The organism is Nocardia heshunensis, from assembly GCF_054782115.1.
The window spans coordinates 734,799-755,214 of sequence record NZ_BAAGTC010000005.1 but is presented as its reverse complement, the minus strand read 5'-3'; the positions used below and the strand labels follow the sequence as shown (position 1 = coordinate 755,214).

The following is a 20,416-nucleotide window of genomic DNA, read 5'->3' as shown; positions in this document are numbered from 1 at the left end:
GCCCGGGGCGGTTTGGTCGCCCGCGGGTTTTACCGATTGTTCGAGTCCTCCAGGCGGGACGCCAGTCGGCGAAGGCCATCGCGGACGCGGGTTTTCACGGTCGAGGCCCGGGTTCCGAGGCGGTCGGCGATCTCGTCGTAGCTCTGCCCGCCGTAGTAGACGAGGACGATGCTCTCGCGCTGGCGCTGGGTCAATTCGTCGAGGCAGCGGGCGACCTCGCGTTCCTCGAGGTGCTGTTCGACGACTTCGAGCACGGCGTCGTGGTCGCGGTTGATATGGGTCTCGCCGTAGAGCACGTCACGGCGCGTGGCCGAACACTCGCTGCGGACGCGGTCCACGGCGCGGCGGTGGGTCAGCATCTTGATCCACCCCATGGGGCTGGCCATGGACGCGTCATAGCGCCCGGCCTGCGACCAGACTTGAAGGAATACCTCCTGCGCGACGTCCTCGGCAGCCGATCTGTCATGCAGTACCCAGCCCGCGAAGCCGAGCACCCGTTTATGAGTGAGCCGGTAGAACGTGGTGAAGGCGTCGCTGTCGCCGCGGCCCACCTCGGTGAGCAGACCTGCCAAGCGGTGGGAGAGTTCGGTCTCGGGGAGGCACGCGGAAATGGTCATCGCGATCGATCCTTCGTTGGTGCACGGACACAGCAGAAGGTGGAGCAGCGAACTTGGACAGGGCTTCGTGTAGGCGATGCGGAGGGTTTGGTGACCGGTTGGTTTAATTTGAGGCGAATCTGTGGAGTGATTCAGATCACACTCGAGCGGCCCATCGCCGACCGGTAGCGCACCGACTATCCGGTAATCGATGTGTGCTCACACGACACCGGAGGTCCGAAACTCGTGACCCGTCACGCCCCGTTCTTCGACGACATCCAGGCCCACTACGACCTGTCCGACGAGTTCTTCGCGCTGTTCCTCGACCCCTCCCGCACCTACAGCTGCGCCTACTGGGAACGCCCCGACTACACCCTCGAACAGGCGCAACGCGCCAAGATCGATCTCGCCCTGGGCAAATGCGACCTGCGGCCCGGCATGACCCTGCTCGACGTCGGCTGCGGCTGGGGTTCGACCATGCTGCGCGCGCTCGACGCCTACGACCTCAATGTCATCGGCCTGACCCTGAGCCGCAATCAGCACGATTACATCCGTGGACAGCTCGACCGGCGCGCACCGGGCGGCCGTCACGCCGAGGTCCGGTTACAAGGCTGGGAGGAATTCGACGGCCAAGTCGATCGCATCGTCAGCATCGGAGCCTTCGAGCACTTCCGCAAGGAGCGCTACCCCGACTTCTTCGACTTCGCCTACGCGGCGCTGCCCGCCGACGGCCGAATGCTGTTGCACACCATCGTGATGTACACCCAGGGCGACCTGCACGACCGCGGAATCACCTACACCCGTGCGGATGTCGAGTTCCTGAAGTTCATCCGCAAGGAGATCTTCCCCAACGGCTGCCTGCCCTTCCCGGCCAGCACCGCCTTCGGGGGCGTCAAAGAATTCGCCGAAGCAGGTGGCTTCGAAGTCGAGCGCATCCACGCTTTGCAACTGCACTACGCTCGCACCCTCGATCACTGGGCAGCCGGCCTGAGCCAACACCGCGACGAAGCAATCGCCTTGTGCGGCAACGAAACCTACGACACCTATATGCGCTACCTGACCGGCTGCGCCGACCGCTTCCGCTCAGGTCTGATCGACGTCATGCAATTCACCTGCGTCAAACCCGCGGTCGGCTGACGTCCGCTCACTCGCTGTCGAGCACTGTCGAGCCCAGCAGGGTGAGGGCGGCGTAGGAGAGGGTCGGTTCGAGGTCGGGAAGGGCTGCCGGGCCGAGGGTTTGGAGGCAGTCGCGGATGCGGTCGTCGATGCCGCCCAGCAGGAAGTCGTAGACCTCGTCGGGCAGGGTGCCGGTCAGGACGCCCTGCTGGACTCCGATGTCGCGGGCCGCGCGCATGCGGCCGGCGAAGACCGTCATGAGTCGCCGCCGGTAGCCCGCGATGATCGGGCCTGCGATGGTCGCCTCGATGTGCAGGGCGCGCGCGGCGGCGGGTTCCTGGACGAGGATGTTCAAGTAGCCCGCCAGCGAATCGCGGACGAGCTGCTGCCAATCGAAGGGTTCCGTGGGCTGGACGGCCGCGGTGAGTCGCCCGGTGGCCACCTCGACGAGCACCTCGAAGGCCGCGGCGAAGCAGGCTTCCTTGGAATCGAAAAGCTCGTAGAAGGTGCGGCGGGAAATCTTGGCCCGCGACACCAGCTCGGCAACACTGACGGCGTGATACCCGTGCTCGGCGACAGCGTCGATGATCGCGGTGTAGAGCCGCGCCAACTGCGAATCGGCGACTTCCTCGCGGGTCAGCCCGTGCGGGCCCCGCGGTAGTCGGTCCACGTCGGCCGAAACACTCATCCGACCACGGTAGCAATGGAATCCCGCCGTGCTCTCACATCGGTGGCGGCGACGAGTGGGGTACGTTACTGTTTTCCTCATCATCGAGGTTGCTGTGCACTCTCTTTCGAGTAAGTGACGAACTGATCGCCGGGGTGGAGACAGAACGTGAGCTCAGCGCGAGGCAATGAACAGGATGTCGCCCGGGGCGAGCAGGTCGTCTACGCCGAATTCCCGGGCGGCAGTTGGCAGTCGCGGATCGTCCGCCGGTCGGTGCGGTACACGCTGAAACCGCTGTTGTGGTTGTGGGCGAGGTCCTCGGGCCTACCCTGGCCGTACCGCACGGCCGACCAGTTCGGCAGGTTCCTGTGGTCGCCGCGCGGACTCGCCCGGCAGTGGATCACCCTCGCGAACTGCCGGGCCGAACTGGTCGAACCGGCCCAGCCCCGAGGGGATCGCGTGGTGCTCTACTTCCATGGCGGCGCCTTCTACGTGGGCGGCAGGTGGTTGCATCGGCAACTCGTGGGCCGGTACGCGAAAGCGCTGTCGGCGCCTGTGCTGAGCGTCGACTACCGGATGCTGCCGAGGCACTCGGTCGCCGACGCCATCGACGACTGCCTGGCCGCCTACCGCTATCTCCTCGCCCTGGGCGTGAAACCCGAACGCATTGTCTTCATGGGTGATTCGGCCGGTGGCTACCTCGCCTTCGCGACCGCTCTCACCGCCCGGGACGAAGGTCTCCCACTCCCCGGGGCCATCACCGCCATGTCGCCACTCACCGGTTGGGACACCACGCGCATGACCTCCGCCCTGACCGCCGCGACCTGCGATGTCTTCCCGATTTCGGCGGTGCCGATCTTCACCCGGAACGCGCAGCGCGCCAACGGTCGGCAACCGCTGCTCTCACCCGTCGACAGCGACCTGACCGGCCTGCCGCCCACCCTGATCCAGTCGACCTCGACGGAAATGACCTTCCCCGACGCCGAACTCCTGGCCACCAGACTCGCCGAGTACGGTGTGCCCTGCGAATTCCAGGTGTGGCTGCGGCAGGTGCATGTCTTCCAGGCGGCGGCCCTGGTTGTCCCCGAATCCCGGCTGGCGATCGCGGAAATGGTGGCGTTCATCGACCGCACCCTGGCGGTCTCCGCGCCATGAGAGTCGAGCCCCACGCCCCGGACTCCGTCGGCTGCGCCGAACTGATCGCCGAACTCGAGACGACCTTCGGCGTCCGCGTCACGAAGAACGACATCCCCACCACCCGCACACTGCGCGAAGTGTGGGAAGCCATGGAACGCAACCTGCGTGACGCGTAATCTGGGCGAGATACGTTGGCAGGGTGGGGGATACCGTGAACAAGCCGATGCTCGAACTATCCGATGTCGTCGATGCCTCGCCGACCCGCGTGCTCGAACTCGCCGCGCGTCGCTTCGCGGCCATTCCGGGCGCGGACAAACACGGCGTCGAGATCGATCATGAGCGGGGAAGCGTCGCCTACCAAGGCGGTTGGTGGTTCCGCGGCGAATACGACGTGGCCGAGGTTGCCGGACAGACGAAGGTCACCTACCGCATCTACAACGTCGCCGCGCGGAGCAGCAGATGGGCTGTGCCACTGGCGAACCGGTTCTTCATCGGCTTCAAGCAGCACGCCGAAGCCGAATTCGAGGACCTGTTGCGGGAAGCCCGCGGCAGCGCCGGATAACCGGCCACGCGTTCTCCAATCAAGCACTTGGACAACGTGATTGCGTGCTTGCCCGCTACCACAGGGGGAGAATCGCCGGATCTCACCTCGAGGGTGGACGTGAGATAGATCGCGAAGTCTTCATTCCGGGTCCGATGCGAGGCACAATTCCAGCCACAGTAATTTTCCAGCAAACTTCCTGGGTGGGCTGAGTGGAGGTAACTGACCATGTCGCTCAGAGTGGTTTTTCCGATGGCAGTGATGCTGGCCGTATCCCTTGCCGGGGTCGAAGCTCATGCGGATGCGCCGACCGATGTCGAACAGGCTGTGCAGCAGGCGGTTCGTCGGCACGTCGAGGCCTTGAACGCCGGGGATGTGGTCACGCTACGGAACTCGGCATGCGGGGCGGTCGCGGAGGACTTCCGTGACTTCGGGCCACTTTCCGACCTGATGATCTGGTGGGAGGGCCCCGGCCGAGGCCGCCGGATCGAAGTGGAGCGTTTCACCGACATCCGTGTGTCCGATCAAACCGCAGTCGCCGACACCGAATTGCGGACTTCCTCGGCACCCGGCTCACAGAATGTGGGCTTCAGGCTCGAACTCGGCGGGAACGGCTGGCAGGTCTGCTCCACTGATCGGCCGATCCCCTGACAGGGGTCCTCTTCACATGGCGTGACAGATGAGGATGACCAGGACGCACAGGGGTGCGGCGAGGGTTGCGATGAGGGATAGCCATGTTCCGCCGCGCGCGATGGACCTTCGCGTGAGATCGATTTCGAACACGGCATTTCCCCAGTCGGCAAGCAATACGTTTCGAACGGAAATGTAATCGCCGTCACATCCATAGCGCAGCCGCGAATCCTCCAAGATCCCATCGACCGTTCGGCAGCTGGGTTGGGCGAAAGCCCCAACGAGGTCAGCTTCGGTTGATCAGGTCCAGTCCCTCCGCGGTAGGGCGGACGTCGCCGAAGGAGCGGTAGATGGTGTGGAGGGTGGCGTTGTGCTCCCGATCGGTGCGGGCGGCGTTCGCGTCGGCGACCATCGGTACTCGGAAGCCGAGGGTGGAGGCGTCTCGGGCGGAGGATTCGCAGCAGACGTTGGTGACGGTTCCGGTGATCAGGATGGTCTCGATGCGGCGCTGCTCGAGGAGGCGCGGCAAGTCGCAGCGGCCGGGAAAGAAGGCGCTGTAGGCGGATTTGTCGACGAACAGGTCGTCGTCGCGGGCGGCGAGGTCGGGCCAGAGCCGGGTCGGCAAGGGGCCGGAAATCGTTGGACTACTGTAGGTTTCGGCCGTCGCCGGGCCGAAGAACTCGATCGCCCGCGCGGTGGCCGCCCCGGTCGCGGGCAGCACCCAGGCGATGGTCCCGCCCGCCGCCCGTAGTGCCGCGGCCAGCCGGTTGATATTGGGCACGATCGCGCGACAGTAAGGATTCTCGTCGACATGCAGTGGCACCATATCGATCACGGCCAGCGCGGTCCGGCGCGGATCGAGGTGCGGGTAGGCGAAGCGGCGGCCTCGACGCGCTTCGTGCCGCGCATACTCGCGGTCGTCGATGTGCCAATCGTGGGTTTCCGGCAGCTGAGCAGTGCCTTCGGGCATGGGCCAACCTCCCTGGTGTCGACCCATCCGGGTCTACCAGAGTCCGGTGCGCTGGTGGGACGTGGCGTCGAGGGTCCCATGCGCGGCGTGAATTGCCCTGAGCGGCTGCGGAGTCTGCGCCTAGTTTGCTGGATATGACCAGCTATATCGACGTTTCACGAGAACCCGTCGTTTCCACGATCGCCGTCGGCGACTTCCTGACGGCGTCGTGGCTGGGTGATTGTGGCGTGCAGGGGGATCGGGTCGTGGTGTCTGTGGGCGGGGACCGGAGGCTTTCGGTGGCTGCGGGTCTCGCGACCGGGCGGCGGGTTTTGTGGTGTGAGTCGCGGATGCTGTCCGGGTATTCGTACCGTTGGGCCGTGGAGGAACTGGCCGGGGTGTGGGGCTGGTTGCTGGATGAGGTCGGTGTTGCGGCGAACTCTGTTGCGGTGCTGGGTGATTCCGCCGGTGGGAATCTGCTGTCCGGCTTGTTGCGGGTTTCGGTGGCGGAGGGGCGCGAGATCCCGGGGGAGGGCGTGATGGTGTCACCGGCGCGCCGGTGGACGCTCCGAGGTGTTCAGGGAGCCGGGTCTGCTTTCACCGCACCGGTGTTGCGGGATATGTTCGCCGCATATCCTTCTACCTCCGGTGGATTGCCGCCGTACCTGGTACAGGTCGCGACGGCTGACGCTCTTGTCGCGGAGTGGCCGGGATTCGCGCGGGCGGCGGTCGACTCGGCTCTTTCGGCGAAGTTGCGGATTCCTGTCGACGGTTGACCACGTCTTTGGGGGCAGCCTTAAACAGGCTGACAGGTATGTAACTTGTTAGGCTCGCCGAATGATTGCCGGCACTATCCCGATGCGAACCGCCGTCCTGCTCCAGGACGCGGCATTGAGAGTTGGTGCATCACAGGGGCACATCGCCAGCCTATCGGTAGTGGAGGAGTCCACCGCAGACCGGGAGCAGCTGCGGGTGCCGATCGAGTCGGCCTGGCGGATGTGGGAACTGATCGGCTCGGTCGGCGGCCCCGGGGCGGGCCTGTGTGTGTCGGCCACCGCCGAGCACGGGTCCCTCGGGGTCTGGGACTACCTGTTCGCCAGCCGCGCGACCCTGGCCGACAGTCTGCGCACGGTGATGGAATTCCGTTCCGCGGTCACCGATCCCACCGTCGTGTGGGAGGTGCTCGAGGACGATCGGCTGCTCACTGTCCGCGTCGGCGTCGCCGAGGAGTCCGACCCGCTGTTCATCCCGGTCGAGGAGTTCGTACTCTCGATCATCCTGCAGCGCGTCCGCGCCGCGACCAAGCAGCACGTCATCCCGGTCCGGGTCGCCTTCACCCACCGCGTCACGCACCGCTACCCGCAGATGATCGACGAATTCGGAACCAGCTGTGTCGATTTCGGCGCACCGTTCTCCGAGATCACCTTCCTCGACGTGAGCATGCTGCCCACCGGCGACGATCCGATGCTGGGCGACATGCTCTGCCACTACGCCGAACTGCAACTCGAGGCCTCGCGCACGGTGCCGGATTGGCGCGGCAAACTGCATCACGCGATATCGGATGCGATGACGCGCGGTGACCTCGGGCTCGACACCATCGCCTGCCGCCTGGCGATCAGCCCCCGCACCCTGCAACGCCGCCTGCGGGAAGTCGACAGCACCTGGCGTGCCGAGGTCGAGCAGGTCCGGCGCGATCAGGTCACCCATCTGTTGCGCGACACCGGATATTCGGTCCAATCCGTCGCTGCCCGAGCCGGTTACACCGACGCCAGGACCTTGCGCCGCGCCTTCCATCGGTGGACCGGGCAGACGCCCGGGGAGTTCCGTGCCGAACTCTCGGAGAAGCACGCCGGATAGTTCTTGCGGCGCAGGGGCTTTCGGGTTGGGCCGTGATTCGACGTTCACGCCGCCTTGAGAACGGCGGATGTCTTGGTGGCGCGCAGGAATTCGGTGGCATTGAGCACGTACCGCAGCATGAGCCGGATCGGCAGCGGCATATCGGCGGCGGTGGGGTCGTGGTAAACGCGCGGGTTCGTGAGCTCGATGTGGCGACCGAGGTGCACCAGTTCGAATGATCCCGCGGCCGTCACATTGCGCACCCAATCGGACTTGCTGCCGTAGGTCAGCGCGATGACGAAGTCGTCGCCGCGGCGGAAGGCCCACAGCGGAGTCCGGAAGGTGCGTCCCGACTTTCGACCGTGGTGGACCACCAGCGCCCAGCCGGGCAGCCACGGGGCGAGGAAGCGAGTGATCTGGTTGAGGCTGTACTTGTTGGCCTGGGCGATCCAGCGTGGCATGGCCATGAGGGAAACTCCTCACTTGTGGAATTTTGTCTCTCCACGGTAAGCCCGGCGGCTCGGGAAAGTCAACGAGTGTAGAGTTTCTCGAACCATGCCACCGATAGGACGCCGCCCCGGCCACGCCGACACCCGAGCGGTCCTCCTCGACACCGCGCGAAAGCGCTTCGCGGAGACCGGCTACGACCGCACCTCGGTCCGCGACATCGCCGTCGCGGCCGGGGTCGACCCCGCCCTCATCCGCCACTACTTCGGCAACAAGGAGGGCCTGTTCCGCGCCACCATGGGCTGGCCCTTCGACCCCGAGGCCCTGGCCGCCCGCATCGTCGACGGCGAGCTGGACGGCGTCGGCGAACGGCTGACCCGGGTTTTCCTGACCCTCTGGGACGCACCGGAATCCCGCGGCCGCCTGGAGGCGATCCTGCGCGGCGCGGCGACCCACGAGGAATCCGCCACCCTGGCCCGCCAATTCATCCAAGGCCAGCTCTATCAACTCCTGGCCGCCGCCCTGCCCGCCCCCGACGCGGAACTACGCATCGATCTGGCCATGTCCCAACTCCTCGGCACCGCCTACCTGCGCTACATCCTGAAGGTGGAACCCATTGCCTCCGAACCGATCGAGTCTCTCGTAGCCCGTCTCACCCCGGCGATCACCGCCCACCTCACGGCCTAGAGCAGACAAAGGGCAACGCCCCGGCAGGAAATCCAGCCGGGGCGTTGCCGATGGTGGAGCCGGGTCAGCGGGTGAGGCCGGTTTCGATGGCCTCGATGATGCGGGGGCGCAATTCGGCGGCGCTGATGATCGCGTCGACCGAGCCCACCTGGACCGCTCGCTGAATGTTGTGAACACGGTCGAATTCCGCGGCCACTTCACCGAGCTTCTCGGCGCGGACCGACGAGCGCAGTTCGTCGCGTTCGGCGGTGATGGTCGCGCGATCGGTGCCCGACGCGGTGACCGCGCGGGCCTCGAAATCCTTCACCCGCGGGTCGGAGGCGGTGCGGGCGTTGACTTCTCCGGAGAACACGACCGCGGCGGCGGGCGCGCCACCGAGGACCGAGGCGAAGGAGCCTTCCAGCGCGAGCACCGTCATGTTCGGGTTCAGGGCCTTGGAGAAGACCACGAACGCGCCACCGTGGTAGCGGGAGATGACGCAGAACACGATCGGGCCGTCGAAATTGACGATGGCACGGCCGATTTCGGCGCCGTACTCCAGCTGCACCTTGCGCATCGACTCCGGCGAGCCGTCGAAGCCGGACAGGTTGGCCAGCACCACCAGCGGGCGGTTGCCGCTGGCCGCGTTGATCGCCCGGGCCGCCTTCTTGGACGACTGCGGGAACAAGGTGCCCGCGGTGTAGGTGTCCGGGCCGTCGGTGGCCGGGAAGCCGCGCCGCGGCACGCTGCGGGACTCGATGCCCAACAGGCACACCGGAATTCCGCCCAGGCGTGCGTCGAAGACGACTGCGGTCTCGGCATCGGCCATGCCCGCCCAGCGTTCCAGCACCTGCTGGTCCTGGTCGGCCAGCGCCCGCATCACGGTGCGAATATCGAAGGGCTTCTTGCGATCCGGATTGTGGGTCGCGGAGAAGATCTCGCCGACGGTCTTGAAATCGCTGTCCGCGATCACGTGCGGGAAATCGGAGACGTCGCGGTCCAGCGGGTCGGCCGAGCGCACCCGCCGCGGACCCGACTCACCCGGCGCCACATACGTGTAGTCGTAGTGGGCCATCAGGATGTCCCGTGCGGCAAGCAGATTCGGCGCCCAGTACTGCGCCTGGCCGTTGGGGCCCATGACGCGGTCGTAGCCGCCGATGCCGAAGTTGTCCTCCGCCGAGACCGCGCCGGAGAAGTCCAGCGCCTGCTTACCGGTCAGCACCATCGCCGATTCCGGCGTCATGATCAGCACGCCCTTGGTGTGCATGAGCATGGTCGCCTCGGCGTTCCAGTACGGCTGCGCACCGACATTGATGCCGTTGACGACGATATTGATCTCGCCGCCGTCCTGGGTGAACTCGACGATCCGCTTGAGTGCGGCCGCCACCCAGTCCATGTTCTCGGTGCCCGACTTCATCGAGATGCGCGCGCCCGAGGACAGCGCGTACCACTCCAGCGGGACCTGCAACTGCTCGGCCAGATCCAGGGCCGCGATCACCCGGCGGCACTCCGGTTCCGACAGCGCGCCAAGGGATTTCGTCGGATCACCGAGCAGCGCCACGCGCTGGATACCGCCCGGATGCTGGGCGGTCGCAGTGGTGACCACACCGGCCACGAGCGCGGCTTTGTTGTTGCCCTTGGGGCGATCGACGGGCACCAGCGCGTGGTTCTCGTCGAGGTCGTATTCGGTGAAATCACCGAGCAGACCGGTCAATTCGTACGGGTAGACGGTGTTGCGGCTACCGGCCCGCAGCACCTTCTGCCGGTACTCGTCGAGCGGCTCGACCGGATCATCGGTCCGCTCATCGACACTCACGACAATGGAGCCGGTGGTGTCGAACGAGATCCGCACCGCGATCTTGGTCAGTTCCCCGGTCTCGGGGTCGCGCTGCCGCGCGATGAGCAGGATCTCCTCGAGCCCCGCGCCCTGGGTCATCGGCAGCACGTGCCCGCCGATCACCTTCTCCAGCTCGGTGCGGGTCACGTCGACCACCGGCCAGATGTACATGACGATCCGGTTGGTGTTGAAGCGCTTGGCCGACGGCCGCTGTGCCTGCGCGCGGCGCAGCGAGTCCAGGCAGGTGGCGATGGTGCTCTCCGCGCTCGGCAGCACCAGCAAGCGGCCGTCCTGCTCGCGCAGCGCGGCCAGGTCACGCACCTGCGCGAACACGATGAGCCGGTCGTCGTTCGGATTCTCCTTGGCGACCGCGCGGAACAGGTACACCTCTTCGTCGTCCGAGGACGGCAGTCGGGTGAGGTCGAACTTGCGCAGCCGGCGCATCTGCATGCGCTGGGCGATATAGGGGTGCAGACCCCGGATGAGCCGTTCCTCGGTCATGCCGGTGGTTGCGGGACGGAAGGTGAAGTGGTGGTGCATGACCGCACCGCCGCTGCCCGCCACCGTGCACGTGATCCGGTGCACCTGATCCGGAAGCGGGTGCGAGACAAGCGCTTCCTGCAGCGCCGCCGCCATCGCCTCGAAGTCCTCGGGCTGCTTCTCCCAGCTGAGGTAGATGTCGGCCTCGACCGACGCGGCGCCGTGCGCCACCTGCGCCAGACCGCTCACGACGGCCTCGAGTTCGTCGAAGCTCACCGCGGCCGACACCAGATTCACACCGCGGCGCTCCGCGACGACGAAGGTGTGCCCGGCAGCCTCTTCGGTGCGGACGTTCGCGAGATCCTTGTTGCCGTAGTAGCGGCGGGTCAGCACCTCCAGCACGGCGGTGTTGTCCGCAGCCCCGCGCACCAAGCGCTGGCCGAGGAGGCGCACCAGCGGTTCGGTGGCGCGCACCATGTCCGCGATCCGCTCGGCGCGCTCGGTGGTATCCGGGTGCGCGTCAAGGAAACTCAGGTGCTTGCGCACGGTGGTGTACACACGGGCGCGGTTGCGGCGCAGCAGCGGATGCGCGTACCAGGCGTACGCCACACCACGTGCCAGGTCGGCGAGACCCGGGAAACGCACCTGGGTCGCGGTCACCAGACGCTCCAGCGCCAAGCCGACGGGCTCCCGCAGCGCGCGGTCCGGTCCCGGCTCGGTCAGCCACTCGCGCAGCAGCGCGGCGATGACCGTGGCGGTGTCGGCGGGACGCTGCTGGGCCAGGAAGATCCGGAAGACCGCGGACTCGAGGTCGGGGGAGCGATCCAGTTCGGTGACGCCGTAGTGCGCGAGCGCCGTGGCGAGCTTGGCGCGGTAGGACTCCGGCAAGCCGGCCCGTTCGACATCGAGGCTCTGCAGGTAGCCGTGGAAGAACTCGCGGGCGCTGTGCACGTGGCCGTGCACGCCGTCGTCGTCCCACGAGCGGTTGTGGCTGAGTTCGGTGAGATCGGCGAACACCTGCACGAGTTCGATCTCTTCGGCGAGGGGGCGGCGGTTGTCCGCGATCGCGCCCTGACGCACGGCGAGGTAGTCCTCGAGCACCCGCTGGTCCTCGTGCGGGTCCACATCGAAGCCCAGCAGCATGCTGCGCAGGTCCTGCAGACTGCGGGTCAACGCCTCCTGCGGGCGGATCGGCGCGAGCACGCCCGGCAGATCCAGCTCGACCGCACCGGTCGCCGCGGTGTCCTCGGCCTCGTCGTCGTCGCTCAGCGGTTCCAGCCGCAGCAGCGGCGCGCCGGTCTCCACCTGGGAGCCGACCGAGACCGCGCACTCCTTGAGCCGGGCCCGGAACGGCGCGCGCAGTACCGTTTCCATCTTCATGGACTCGAGCACCAGCACCGGAGCGCCCGCCTCGACCTCGTCACCGACCTGCAGCGGGGTGGCGACCACCAGCGCGGGCGCGGGGGAACGGACGACGCCGCCCTCGTCGCGGCTGATGCGATGGGTCACGCCCTCCACGTCGACCAGGTGCACCGGCCCGTGGGTGTCGGCGACCACGCGGAAACGGCTGCCGTTCACCACGATCTGACCGGTGTGGCGGTCGAAACGCTCGAGATCCACATCGGCGGCACGCATTTCGCCGCCCGCCTCGATGCCGATCCGGAAGCGGTGCGCGCCGATGCGGGCAACCCGCACCCGGTAGCTCACGCCGCGCAGCTTCAGCTCGTGCGGGCGACCGCTCTGGTGCTGCACCTGGGGACGGCCACCGGCGGCGGTGGACAGCAGGCGCTCGCGCTCGACCTGCTCCTCTTCCTCGTAGGCGTCGATGGCGGCCAGGGCCACCGCGATCGCCGAATGACGGTGCGAGACCAGGCGACCCTGCGCGCGCACCCGGTCGATCCAGCCGGTGTCGGCGCTGCCGTCGATCACCTCGGGCTGATCGAGCAGATCCAGCACGAAGCTCTTGTTGGTCGAGCCGCCCTCGATGACGACCCGGGTCTGGGCCATCGCGCGACGCAGTCGGCCCAGCGCCTCGTCGCGATTACGGCCGTAGGCAATGATCTTCGCGATCATGGAGTCGAAATCGGCGGGGATGGTGTCGCCCTCGCTGACGCCGGTGTCGACGCGAATGCCCGGGCCCGCGGGCAGATCCAGCCGGGCGATACGGCCGGGGGCGGGCGCGAAGTCGCGGTCGGGATCCTCGGCGTTGAGCCGGGCCTCGATGGCGTGGCCGCGTTCGGCCGGGGGCTCACCCTCGAGCTTGTGGCCCGAGGCGACCATCAACTGTGCGCGCACCAGGTCGAAACCGGTGGTGGACTCGGTGATCGGGTGCTCGACCTGCAGACGGGTGTTGACCTCGAGGAAGGCGAACAACTCGTCACCGGGGTGGTACAGGAATTCGACCGTTGCCGCGCCGCAGTATCCGACCGCGATCGCCAGCCGCTCGGCCGAGGCCTTCAGATCCGCGACCTGCTCGGGACGCAGCACCGGCGAGGCGGATTCCTCGATGACCTTCTGATTGCGCCGCTGCACCGAGCAGTCGCGCACGCCCAGCGCCCACGCGGTGCCCTGACCGTCGGCGATCACCTGCACCTCGACGTGGCGGGCGCCGGTGACCAGGCGCTCCAGGAACACGATGCCGCTGCCGAAGGCGCGGGCGGCCTCCTGCCGGGTGCGCTCGTAGGCGTCGACCAGCTCGGCTTCGTTGGTGATCATGCGAATACCGCGTCCGCCGCCACCGGCGGTCGCCTTCAGCATGAGCGGGTAGCCGATCTCCTCGGCGGCGGCCACCGCGGCCTCGACGGTGTCGACGCCGCCGCGGCTCCACGGCGCGACCGGCACCCCGACCTCTTCGGCGATCAGCTTCGCGCCGATCTTGTCGCCCAGCTTGCGCATGGCGTCGGGGCTCGGACCGATGAAGGTCACCCCGATCTGCTCACACAGCTCCGCGAACGCCGGATCCTCGGCGACGAAACCCCAACCAACCCATGCGGAATCGGCCTTGGTCGCCTTCAGCGCCTGCTCGAGTGCCTTCAGATCCAGGTACGGCCGCGCGGATGCGGGTCCCAGATCGTAGGCGATGTCGGCCTCGCGCACGAAGGTCGCGTTCCGATCGACATCGGTGTGCAGGGCGATCGTCTGGATCGCAAGTCCGGTCTCGGCTGCGAGATCTCGGACAGCATGAATCAGTCGGACCGCGGCCTCTCCGCGGTTAACAATGGCAATACGGCTGAACACCGCCTGCTCCCTCCATAGCGTCGCATTTGACCCGGTCGGGCAACGTTGCGACTGCCGGTCCCGGGTAGTCTGCACCGTCGCCCGGTGCAGTGACCACCCCGATAGGGGGTTACTCGTACGTATTCGTTTAGATCTGTCTACGACGGCGCGTTCGCGTGGAAGGGGATCCCGAGTGACCGACATTCTCGACGTACTGCACTCCCGCTGGGCGGAGTCCGCCGCCGAAGCGATCGTGACCGGCGACGACCACCCACACCTCACCTTCACCACCGACGAAATCGCCGACCTCATCGATTACATCGCCAATCTGCGCCGCACGGTAACCAACGCGGCCGCCGCCTTCGACCGGATTCATGTGGCCCTGGACCAACACACCGCCCACCCGGAAGCCCAAGCCCGCCAAGCCAGCACCATCGCCCGATATGCGGCCGAGCATTTGTCGGGCTCGCGGCCGACGATGGACGGCACGGCAACCTGACGGCATCCCGCTAGGGTCCCCATTCCTCCAGAAACCGAAGGATCACGTCCCGGCTGCCGCTCACCGCTGCCAGGCGCTCGGCGAATCGCTCCGGCTGCTGTTCCGCGAGTTGCCGATACACATCGACGGACTCGTTCATTGCGCGCAAGGCCTCTTCGGTTTGCTTCGCATTGAATGCGTAAGTCCCGAGTTGGTGTAGTGCTGTCGCGAGGGCGGGCTCGTATGCGGGCCGACGGGCCGCGACAGCCCGCAGGATTCGAACGAGTTCCTCGGCGACGACACGGGCGTCCCGTGGATTGTCGGATTTGAAGAATGCCCGGCCGAGACTGTCGAGCGCGACGACGAGCATCGGCCCGAACCGGCGAGGGTCGCGACCCAGCTGAGCGTGACACAACTTGAATGCCTCCACGGCGGAACCCGCTGCCGCGTTGGGGCATTCGAGGTCCATGAGAATATCCGCCTGCATACACAGCGTGCGGATCAACTCGATGCGATAGCCAACCAGCCGAGATCCCGTGTGCTGCCGACAGATTTCAATGGCATCCTCGACAACGCTCCAAGCGTCCGTGGCCCGCCCGTTCTCCGCCAACGCCGATGAGAGCTTCTCCAGTGCGTACGCCAGGTTCAGCTCCGCCAGTGGCCCCGCCCATGCGAACCGCCGCACGATCGCGACCACGCTCTCCATGATCTCCGGATCCCGCTCGCCCTCCCGAACCGATTCCCAGAACCGGCGCCCCAACCAGCGCATCATCAACTCCACCCCCTTCCCCCGTCGAGTTACCCAACCGAGCGTATCCCCAACCGGTCGGTTCTAATGGCGTTGTCCCCCAAGGAAACCGGCGAGCCGTCTCCCCAACGGTGTTACCTTCCAAAGAGTCTCTGATGCAGCAGTGCACCGGCAGCTGGACCGCTCAGGAGGAACCCATGGGCCTGTTCGACTTCTTCGACAACGACAGCGCCAAGCGTGACCAGGTCTACAACATCGACCCGAACAACGAAGACCACAAGGCCAAGCTGTCCCACGAACTGATCGGCGGCGCAGCCGGTTTCGAAGCCATGAAAGCCTACGAGCAGCACTGCGCCGCAAACGGCAAGCCCGCCTCCCACGCCCTGGCCAAAGAGTTGATCGCCGGCTTCGCCGCCGCCGAATGCGACAAACTCTTCGAAACCAAGGGCTTGGATGCCTGGGACCGAGAAGAGGCCAAACGCCACGCCACAAACCAGGCCCAACAAGCCCTCAACCAGTCCGGCCACTTCTAGCCACGGTTCCCCGGACCACGATTGCCAGCCATCGCTGCGAGACCATTGTTCAGACGCCTCCCCGCGTGTGATCGCGGGCCATCGAGATCTGCCGTCGCCCTTGGAGGCTGGCCCACAGGGCGCAGGAAAAGGTGACCGTCGCGGTGGCACTGAACCAATCGCCAGGCTCTAGGGTCGTCCGTTTTTACAGATCGTGCGCGCCCCTGGTCTGAGGTTTCGGCACGGGATCCCCGTGCGGCAACTCCATGACGTTGTCCCACCAACTGCTCAGTGGGCTGGGGTCGGGCCATAGGAGGGTGTGATTGGCATTCCCGGTGGAATCGTTGAATGGCTTTCGGGGCATTCGATCCTCCTAGCTACTGACTCTGTCGGCGAAGTCGCGCCGGCACCCCGACGCTGTCGCGCACTACCTCCGCTGGACGCGCGCCCATTCGTTGCCGGAGTGGTTGTATGAGCCACCGTAGTTCACTACTGTATACCTACAGTGTAGACACGAGGTTCATGCGACGGTGGTCGGTCGGGTGGGCCTCATGACTCACACCGGATACGTATCGCGGAACGCTTCGCGCACCACGGCAGCGTCCGGCGCGCGTTGGTCCTCGATCCCCAAGACCACTTCGGCAACGCGCCAGTAGTTTGACGGGACCAGCCGTCCGGACTCCACGGCCCGCAACGCCACGTCCGCTGCCTCATCGGGTTTGTCGGCGGCGACCAGCGCCAGACCCAGATCCAGGTTCGCCGAAGCGATCCGGCGCGGCCGGACCGACGCAGCACCCGCCAGCTCGGCGAGCACGTGCCGGGCGTAGGACTCGGCCGCCGGATCACCGAGCCAGGCCAGCGTTGTCGCCACATAGGCATCCGACTTGGCGGGGTCGTAGCGGAAATGATGCTCCGGCCGCTCGGGAACGCTGAGCCCGGACACCAGCCGCGCGACCCGCCGCAGCGCCCCGTATGTGCCCTTGCTGTCTCCCAACCGCGCCAGCGCGCGGCCCTCCTGCGCGGTGGCCTGAATGAACACCGAACTGTCCTGCGGGGCAACGGCTTGCGCCGCACGGGACAGTTTGGCGGCGGTGGGGAAGTCACCAGCGGTGAGCAACTGCCACGCGCGGGTCTCCAGGCACCACGCCGATATCTCTTGGTGGCCCGCCTCCTGCGCGATGTCCCGCGCCGCGTGGCCGCGCGCCGCGGCGGAGGACGTCTCGCCCAGGTCGATATGACAGGTGCACGCGAGCAGCGACAGCCATCCGACCGTGACGAGCAGGCGGCGATGCTGGGTCAAGGTCTTGCGGCTCTCCATCAAACGGGACGCATACCCGAGGTGCTGACGAATGCGCACCAGCAGCACCGCGGGCGGTGTCGTCGGATAGGCCGATGCCAAGTCGTCGACCGCCGCCTCCAGGCGGTCGAGAGCGTCGCCCCCGATATCCGAGGCGGCAACGCGCACAATCCATTCCGCCCCCGCCCGTTCCCCGTCCGCCGACTCACCTAGAGCGGACTGATAGGCAGCGACGACATCGGCGGGAACAGGCCGCTTCCCGGATTCGATGAGCGACAGATACGAGGGGCTGTAGTGGGTGAGCAGTGCGATTTCACGCAGTCCCACTCCCGCCGCCTCACGCGTGGCCCGTAACAGCGCGCCCGATTCCATGCGTCCTCTCCAGCCTCGGCCGACCGGCAAACACGTTGTCAACACCGTATCCCCGTGTAGCCGTAAATACCCCGCCTAGCGTGGATTTCGGGCACCCGCCGGCAGCGGACTACCGCGCCGAACAGATCCGAGCGGCGGGTGTCGGCCCACAGCGCGCACGCGATCGGCAAGGGGGACAACATGGCGACCGGGACCACGGCGGAGGCCGCAGTGCTGTGTGTGCTCGCACCGGGCGGGATGCTGACCGCCGCACAGATCAGCGAACAGGCCCAAATCACCGGGTGGTCAACCCGCCGGGCAATAGGTCAGCTCGAATCACGCGGCCTGATCATGGCAACGCCACACGCCTCCCGCTGGTCGATCACCCCGCGAGGCCGCGTGGCTTGGTCCACGAAGTTCAGGCGGTACGCACAATGACTCCCGAAAAGCCCCGGCCCGCACGGCGATCCGCACCCCGTCGTATCGGGGCGGAGGTGAAGTACCTCCAGCACGCGGACGGTTCGTGGTCGCTAGTCGGCCGCGACGGCGGGCCTGTCGCCATGGGCACCTATCGTGCACAGCTCACGAACTGGAATCGGACATGGAATCCCTTGCGGCCCTGGGCGTGACCGTGATCGACGTGGAAGCCGTGAGCATTCAGGAGCTTCCGGGCCGCAATGAACTCCTCGAGCTTGACGACGATCGCGAGTGAGTGACTGCGCCGATGGATTCATAGCGGCGCAAATCGGGGTGTGCTGATAACAATCGGGAAGTTTACGCGCGGGGCGCGAGAGCTCGAAAAGAACGATCCCCGTCTCGAGCTTGTTGATGGTTCCGTGTTGATTGAAATGTTCAATTCCATGTTCGGTCCGCTATGGAGCGAGAATCGTGAACGGATCTGTTGGGGATTAGGTTGATCGCAATTTTCGGCACTGACCGATGAACAGGGAGACGATCATGGACTTACTAATTGCCCCCATCGTGCCGTTGCCCCCACTGTGCCTTCTCCTTTGCGCAGCATGGATTGGTGTCCTGCCTTCAGAGACTATCTGCATGCGCTGACACAAACGGGCCGGACCGAGATAGCTTTCGGCTCCGCTCTTCCACCGACAGGCCGCGAGGCAGTGATGCTGGAGCGCACTAGACTAGCCGCGCTGCCGACAGCCACAGTTAGGGGGCGGGTGCTGCAGGTGGCGGGGCGCCTCGAAACCGGCGCAGCCAGTCGCGGGGGCGGATCCACCGACGCCGGACACGGAGGGCTATTGGACCGTAGCGGATGAGCAGGGAAAGCAGAATGACGACAGTGACGAGAAAAACCGGCATTGCGAGCTGGGCGGCGGGTTGGACCCACGTGTCGCCAATAAGATGGAATGTATCAAACCGACTCGTTCCCACCTGAATGCACTCATATTTGGGCGATTGCCCCGGGGCAGTTTCAAGGCGGCGAGAGTCAAGCGCGCCTTCACAAGGACCGGAATACACGTAGTAATACCAGGCGATGGGCTGCGAAGTCAGCTGGCCGGCCGAGCGGTAGATTACGTACGTGATTATCTGGGCGGGCAGAAGTATCGCCGCGAAGTTGGCCCAGGCACTTAAAAGACTAATTCGTGCAGCGGCTTTCGCAACACGGGCTACGAGTACAAGTACAAGAATGATTGCCGCGTAAGCAGTCCCCGCTAGCCACCAGGGATGGTAGTCGAGCAGGCCAGTGTACTTGTGGAATAGGTACTGCGGACTCCAATCGCTTCCCAATCGCCACCGATACGGCATCTCCATCTCATAGTCATTTAGCTTGATGGCGTCAGGGAAGTTTCCCTTCAAACCGACTGCTGGCGGATCGGCGAGCTGCGGGGGGCGAAAGTCGGAGTGCTGGACGGGCCACGCCCACGTGGTGAGAATGCTCAAGGGGGGCAAGACGATTGCAGTGTACAGCGCTCGCTGAGTGTACGAGGACATGCTGCCGAGGTACCGAGCGCGCTGATAGGCCCAAAAGCCTTGGATTCTCGCGTCGTTGAGTAGCCCGATGCGGCTGATTTCGCGGTGAACGGCTTTGTCCAGGACATTGCGGTCGCCAGCATGGATGTCGGGGTCTTTTAGGAGTTCAAGCAGGGATTTGAGGTTCTCGTGGGGTGTTTTGCGAGCGTTTCGGATGGCAAAGGCGCCACCGATGAGGGCTACGGAAACCGCGCTGCTACTGGCCACGACTGCTTCGAAGATCCCCGCCACACTGTCCAGGCTAGCGAGATTCAGCACCTGCCAGCGCCCAAGTTTCGTGGAACCTCAAGTTGTGCAAGTCCTTCGGCTGGATCTTTCATCATGCAGTCGTGGATGTACCGCGGCCCTGCTCACCTGAAGGTGAGCCCAGATCTCACGAGGCAACACCGTCAACTGAGAGGCACCCAGCTGCCCGCTCCGACGACTTGACAGGCCTATCCGCGAATTCGTGGACAAGATCGATGGTGCGCGGTCGAGGCCGGAGCGCCGTAGCGATGCCCCCGAGCTCCTGGATGCGGTTTGCGACGTTGGGCTCGCATTCCGCGACAGACCCCGCCCGAAGATCGCGCAGGATTGGGCGAGCCGAGATCCGATCGTTCGCGCGGGCAGCAGTGGGGCAGAGACTCTGGAAGCGAGGTGGTCTGTAAGCGAGACGCCGCAGACGACTGCCGCCTGGACAAGCCCGGCTCGTTGATTGATGGCTACGAGATGCAACCTACGGTGGCCGTAGAGTGACGAAGGACGTTGCAGTGCCGCGAGACAACGAACTAGACAATAACTCCGGACCATCCGTGCTTGCGCTCGCAATGCCAGCGACGCGCCTGTCTCTGGACACTTCCTGAACGCGCAAGGCACCGATCGCTGTACCCCCAGGACTGCCTCTCGGACGGTCAGCACTGGGCCTCAGGGGCCTTGGG

General features: G+C 65.9%; 20 protein-coding genes. 11 read left to right on the top strand and 9 right to left on the bottom strand.

Annotated elements, in window-relative coordinates:
* Positions 1-29: 29 nt before the first annotated feature.
* Positions 30-617: a sigma-70 family RNA polymerase sigma factor gene (locus ACYVN4_RS22290; protein ID WP_460723890.1), complete on the bottom strand. Its 588-nt coding sequence runs from the start codon at positions 615-617 to the stop codon at positions 30-32.
* 225 nt (positions 618-842) lie between these two features.
* Here ACYVN4_RS22290 and ACYVN4_RS22285 point away from each other — a divergent pair, with 225 nt between their 5' ends.
* Positions 843-1,733: a cyclopropane mycolic acid synthase family methyltransferase gene (locus ACYVN4_RS22285; RefSeq protein WP_460723889.1), complete on the top strand. Its 891-nt coding sequence runs from the start codon at positions 843-845 to the stop codon at positions 1,731-1,733.
* A 7-nt stretch (positions 1,734-1,740) separates the two neighbouring features.
* Here ACYVN4_RS22285 and ACYVN4_RS22280 read toward each other — a convergent pair whose 3' ends face one another.
* The gene (locus tag ACYVN4_RS22280) at positions 1,741-2,400 is read right to left on the bottom strand and encodes a TetR/AcrR family transcriptional regulator (RefSeq protein WP_460723888.1); all 660 of its coding nucleotides are present in this window, start codon (positions 2,398-2,400) and stop codon (positions 1,741-1,743) included.
* Positions 2,401-2,547: 147 nt separating this feature from the next.
* Between ACYVN4_RS22280 and ACYVN4_RS22275 the strand changes: the two genes are divergently transcribed.
* The 4 genes from ACYVN4_RS22275 to ACYVN4_RS22260 all read left to right on the top strand — a co-directional run bounded on the left by ACYVN4_RS22275 (position 2,548) and on the right by ACYVN4_RS22260 (position 4,708).
* A complete protein-coding gene (locus ACYVN4_RS22275; protein WP_460723887.1) occupies positions 2,548-3,534 on the top strand; it encodes an alpha/beta hydrolase in 987 nt (328 codons plus the stop codon).
* On the top strand, positions 3,531-3,692 hold the full coding sequence (locus tag ACYVN4_RS22270; protein WP_460723886.1) for a hypothetical protein: 162 nt from the start codon (positions 3,531-3,533) through the stop codon (positions 3,690-3,692). The genes ACYVN4_RS22275 and ACYVN4_RS22270 overlap by 4 nt, the downstream gene beginning before the upstream one ends.
* Positions 3,693-3,715: 23 nt before the next feature.
* Positions 3,716-4,078, top strand: a complete 363-nt coding sequence (locus ACYVN4_RS22265) for a hypothetical protein (protein ID WP_460723885.1) — start codon at positions 3,716-3,718, stop codon at positions 4,076-4,078.
* Between the two features lie 231 nt (positions 4,079-4,309).
* A complete protein-coding gene (locus ACYVN4_RS22260) occupies positions 4,310-4,708 on the top strand; it encodes an Rv0361 family membrane protein (protein WP_460723884.1) in 399 nt (132 codons plus the stop codon).
* Between the two features lie 265 nt (positions 4,709-4,973).
* On the opposite strand, the gene ACYVN4_RS22255 is transcribed toward ACYVN4_RS22260, so the two are convergent.
* Positions 4,974-5,657 carry an isochorismatase family protein gene (locus ACYVN4_RS22255; protein ID WP_460723883.1) on the bottom strand — a complete coding sequence of 228 codons (684 nt, stop codon included), beginning with the start codon at positions 5,655-5,657 and terminating at the stop codon, positions 4,974-4,976.
* A 134-nt stretch (positions 5,658-5,791) separates the two neighbouring features.
* Between ACYVN4_RS22255 and ACYVN4_RS22250 the strand changes: the two genes are divergently transcribed.
* Together ACYVN4_RS22250 and ACYVN4_RS22245 are read left to right on the top strand one after the other, a co-directional pair.
* Complete coding sequence (locus ACYVN4_RS22250) at positions 5,792-6,412, top strand: alpha/beta hydrolase fold domain-containing protein (RefSeq protein ID WP_460723882.1); 621 nt, start codon at positions 5,792-5,794, stop codon at positions 6,410-6,412.
* A 160-nt stretch (positions 6,413-6,572) separates the two neighbouring features.
* Entirely contained in the window at positions 6,573-7,493 is a 921-nt protein-coding gene (locus ACYVN4_RS22245) for an AraC family transcriptional regulator (RefSeq protein WP_460723881.1), read from the top strand.
* A 44-nt stretch (positions 7,494-7,537) separates the two neighbouring features.
* On the opposite strand, the gene ACYVN4_RS22240 is transcribed toward ACYVN4_RS22245, so the two are convergent.
* Positions 7,538-7,939 carry a nitroreductase family deazaflavin-dependent oxidoreductase gene (locus ACYVN4_RS22240; protein WP_460723880.1) on the bottom strand — a complete coding sequence of 134 codons (402 nt, stop codon included), beginning with the start codon at positions 7,937-7,939 and terminating at the stop codon, positions 7,538-7,540.
* A gap of 88 nt (positions 7,940-8,027) precedes the next feature.
* On the opposite strand from ACYVN4_RS22240, the gene ACYVN4_RS22235 reads away from it, so the two are divergent.
* A complete protein-coding gene (locus ACYVN4_RS22235; RefSeq protein WP_460723879.1) occupies positions 8,028-8,606 on the top strand; it encodes a TetR/AcrR family transcriptional regulator in 579 nt (192 codons plus the stop codon).
* A gap of 64 nt (positions 8,607-8,670) precedes the next feature.
* Here ACYVN4_RS22235 and ACYVN4_RS22230 read toward each other — a convergent pair whose 3' ends face one another.
* Complete coding sequence (locus tag ACYVN4_RS22230; protein ID WP_460723878.1) at positions 8,671-14,139, bottom strand: ATP-binding protein; 5,469 nt, start codon at positions 14,137-14,139, stop codon at positions 8,671-8,673.
* A 172-nt stretch (positions 14,140-14,311) separates the two neighbouring features.
* Here ACYVN4_RS22230 and ACYVN4_RS22225 point away from each other — a divergent pair, with 172 nt between their 5' ends.
* Positions 14,312-14,617, top strand: a complete 306-nt coding sequence (locus ACYVN4_RS22225) for a hypothetical protein (protein ID WP_460723877.1) — start codon at positions 14,312-14,314, stop codon at positions 14,615-14,617.
* 10 nt (positions 14,618-14,627) lie between these two features.
* Here ACYVN4_RS22225 and ACYVN4_RS22220 read toward each other — a convergent pair whose 3' ends face one another.
* Positions 14,628-15,293: a tetratricopeptide repeat protein gene (locus ACYVN4_RS22220; protein WP_460723876.1), complete on the bottom strand. Its 666-nt coding sequence runs from the start codon at positions 15,291-15,293 to the stop codon at positions 14,628-14,630.
* A 248-nt stretch (positions 15,294-15,541) separates the two neighbouring features.
* Here ACYVN4_RS22220 and ACYVN4_RS22215 point away from each other — a divergent pair, with 248 nt between their 5' ends.
* The gene (locus tag ACYVN4_RS22215) at positions 15,542-15,877 is read left to right on the top strand and encodes a DUF3759 domain-containing protein (protein ID WP_460723875.1); all 336 of its coding nucleotides are present in this window, start codon (positions 15,542-15,544) and stop codon (positions 15,875-15,877) included.
* Between the two features lie 184 nt (positions 15,878-16,061).
* On the opposite strand, the gene ACYVN4_RS22210 is transcribed toward ACYVN4_RS22215, so the two are convergent.
* Both ACYVN4_RS22210 and ACYVN4_RS22205 read right to left on the bottom strand, forming a co-directional pair.
* Positions 16,062-16,220, bottom strand: coding sequence for a hypothetical protein (locus tag ACYVN4_RS22210; protein ID WP_460723874.1), 159 nt, complete (start codon positions 16,218-16,220; stop codon positions 16,062-16,064).
* A gap of 192 nt (positions 16,221-16,412) precedes the next feature.
* Positions 16,413-17,525: a helix-turn-helix domain-containing protein gene (locus tag ACYVN4_RS22205; RefSeq protein ID WP_460723873.1), complete on the bottom strand. Its 1,113-nt coding sequence runs from the start codon at positions 17,523-17,525 to the stop codon at positions 16,413-16,415.
* A gap of 695 nt (positions 17,526-18,220) precedes the next feature.
* On the opposite strand from ACYVN4_RS22205, the gene ACYVN4_RS22200 reads away from it, so the two are divergent.
* Entirely contained in the window at positions 18,221-18,421 is a 201-nt protein-coding gene (locus ACYVN4_RS22200) for a restriction endonuclease (RefSeq protein ID WP_460724062.1), read from the top strand.
* Positions 18,422-18,674: 253 nt separating this feature from the next.
* On the opposite strand, the gene ACYVN4_RS22195 is transcribed toward ACYVN4_RS22200, so the two are convergent.
* Positions 18,675-19,730, bottom strand: coding sequence for a hypothetical protein (locus tag ACYVN4_RS22195; protein WP_460723872.1), 1,056 nt, complete (start codon positions 19,728-19,730; stop codon positions 18,675-18,677).
* Positions 19,731-20,416 lie beyond the last annotated feature (686 nt).

Bases quoted from the DNA above. Each gene is read 5' to 3' on its own strand.
- ACYVN4_RS22240 (WP_460723880.1), bottom strand. From the start codon at position 7,939: ATGGCCATGCCACGCTGGATCGCCCAGGCCAACAAGTACAGCCTCAAC.
- ACYVN4_RS22250 (WP_460723882.1), top strand. From the start codon at position 5,792: ATGACCAGCTATATCGACGTTTCACGAGAACCCGTCGTTTCCACGATC.
- ACYVN4_RS22280 (WP_460723888.1), bottom strand. From the start codon at position 2,400: ATGAGTGTTTCGGCCGACGTGGACCGACTACCGCGGGGCCCGCACGGG.
- ACYVN4_RS22205 (WP_460723873.1), bottom strand. From the start codon at position 17,525: ATGGAATCGGGCGCGCTGTTACGGGCCACGCGTGAGGCGGCGGGAGTG.
- ACYVN4_RS22290 (WP_460723890.1), bottom strand. From the start codon at position 617: ATGACCATTTCCGCGTGCCTCCCCGAGACCGAACTCTCCCACCGCTTG.
- ACYVN4_RS22270 (WP_460723886.1), top strand. From the start codon at position 3,531: ATGAGAGTCGAGCCCCACGCCCCGGACTCCGTCGGCTGCGCCGAACTG.
- ACYVN4_RS22215 (WP_460723875.1), top strand. From the start codon at position 15,542: ATGGGCCTGTTCGACTTCTTCGACAACGACAGCGCCAAGCGTGACCAG.
- ACYVN4_RS22255 (WP_460723883.1), bottom strand. From the start codon at position 5,657: ATGCCCGAAGGCACTGCTCAGCTGCCGGAAACCCACGATTGGCACATC.
- ACYVN4_RS22210 (WP_460723874.1), bottom strand. From the start codon at position 16,220: ATGCCCCGAAAGCCATTCAACGATTCCACCGGGAATGCCAATCACACC.
- ACYVN4_RS22260 (WP_460723884.1), top strand. From the start codon at position 4,310: ATGGCAGTGATGCTGGCCGTATCCCTTGCCGGGGTCGAAGCTCATGCG.
- ACYVN4_RS22235 (WP_460723879.1), top strand. From the start codon at position 8,028: ATGCCACCGATAGGACGCCGCCCCGGCCACGCCGACACCCGAGCGGTC.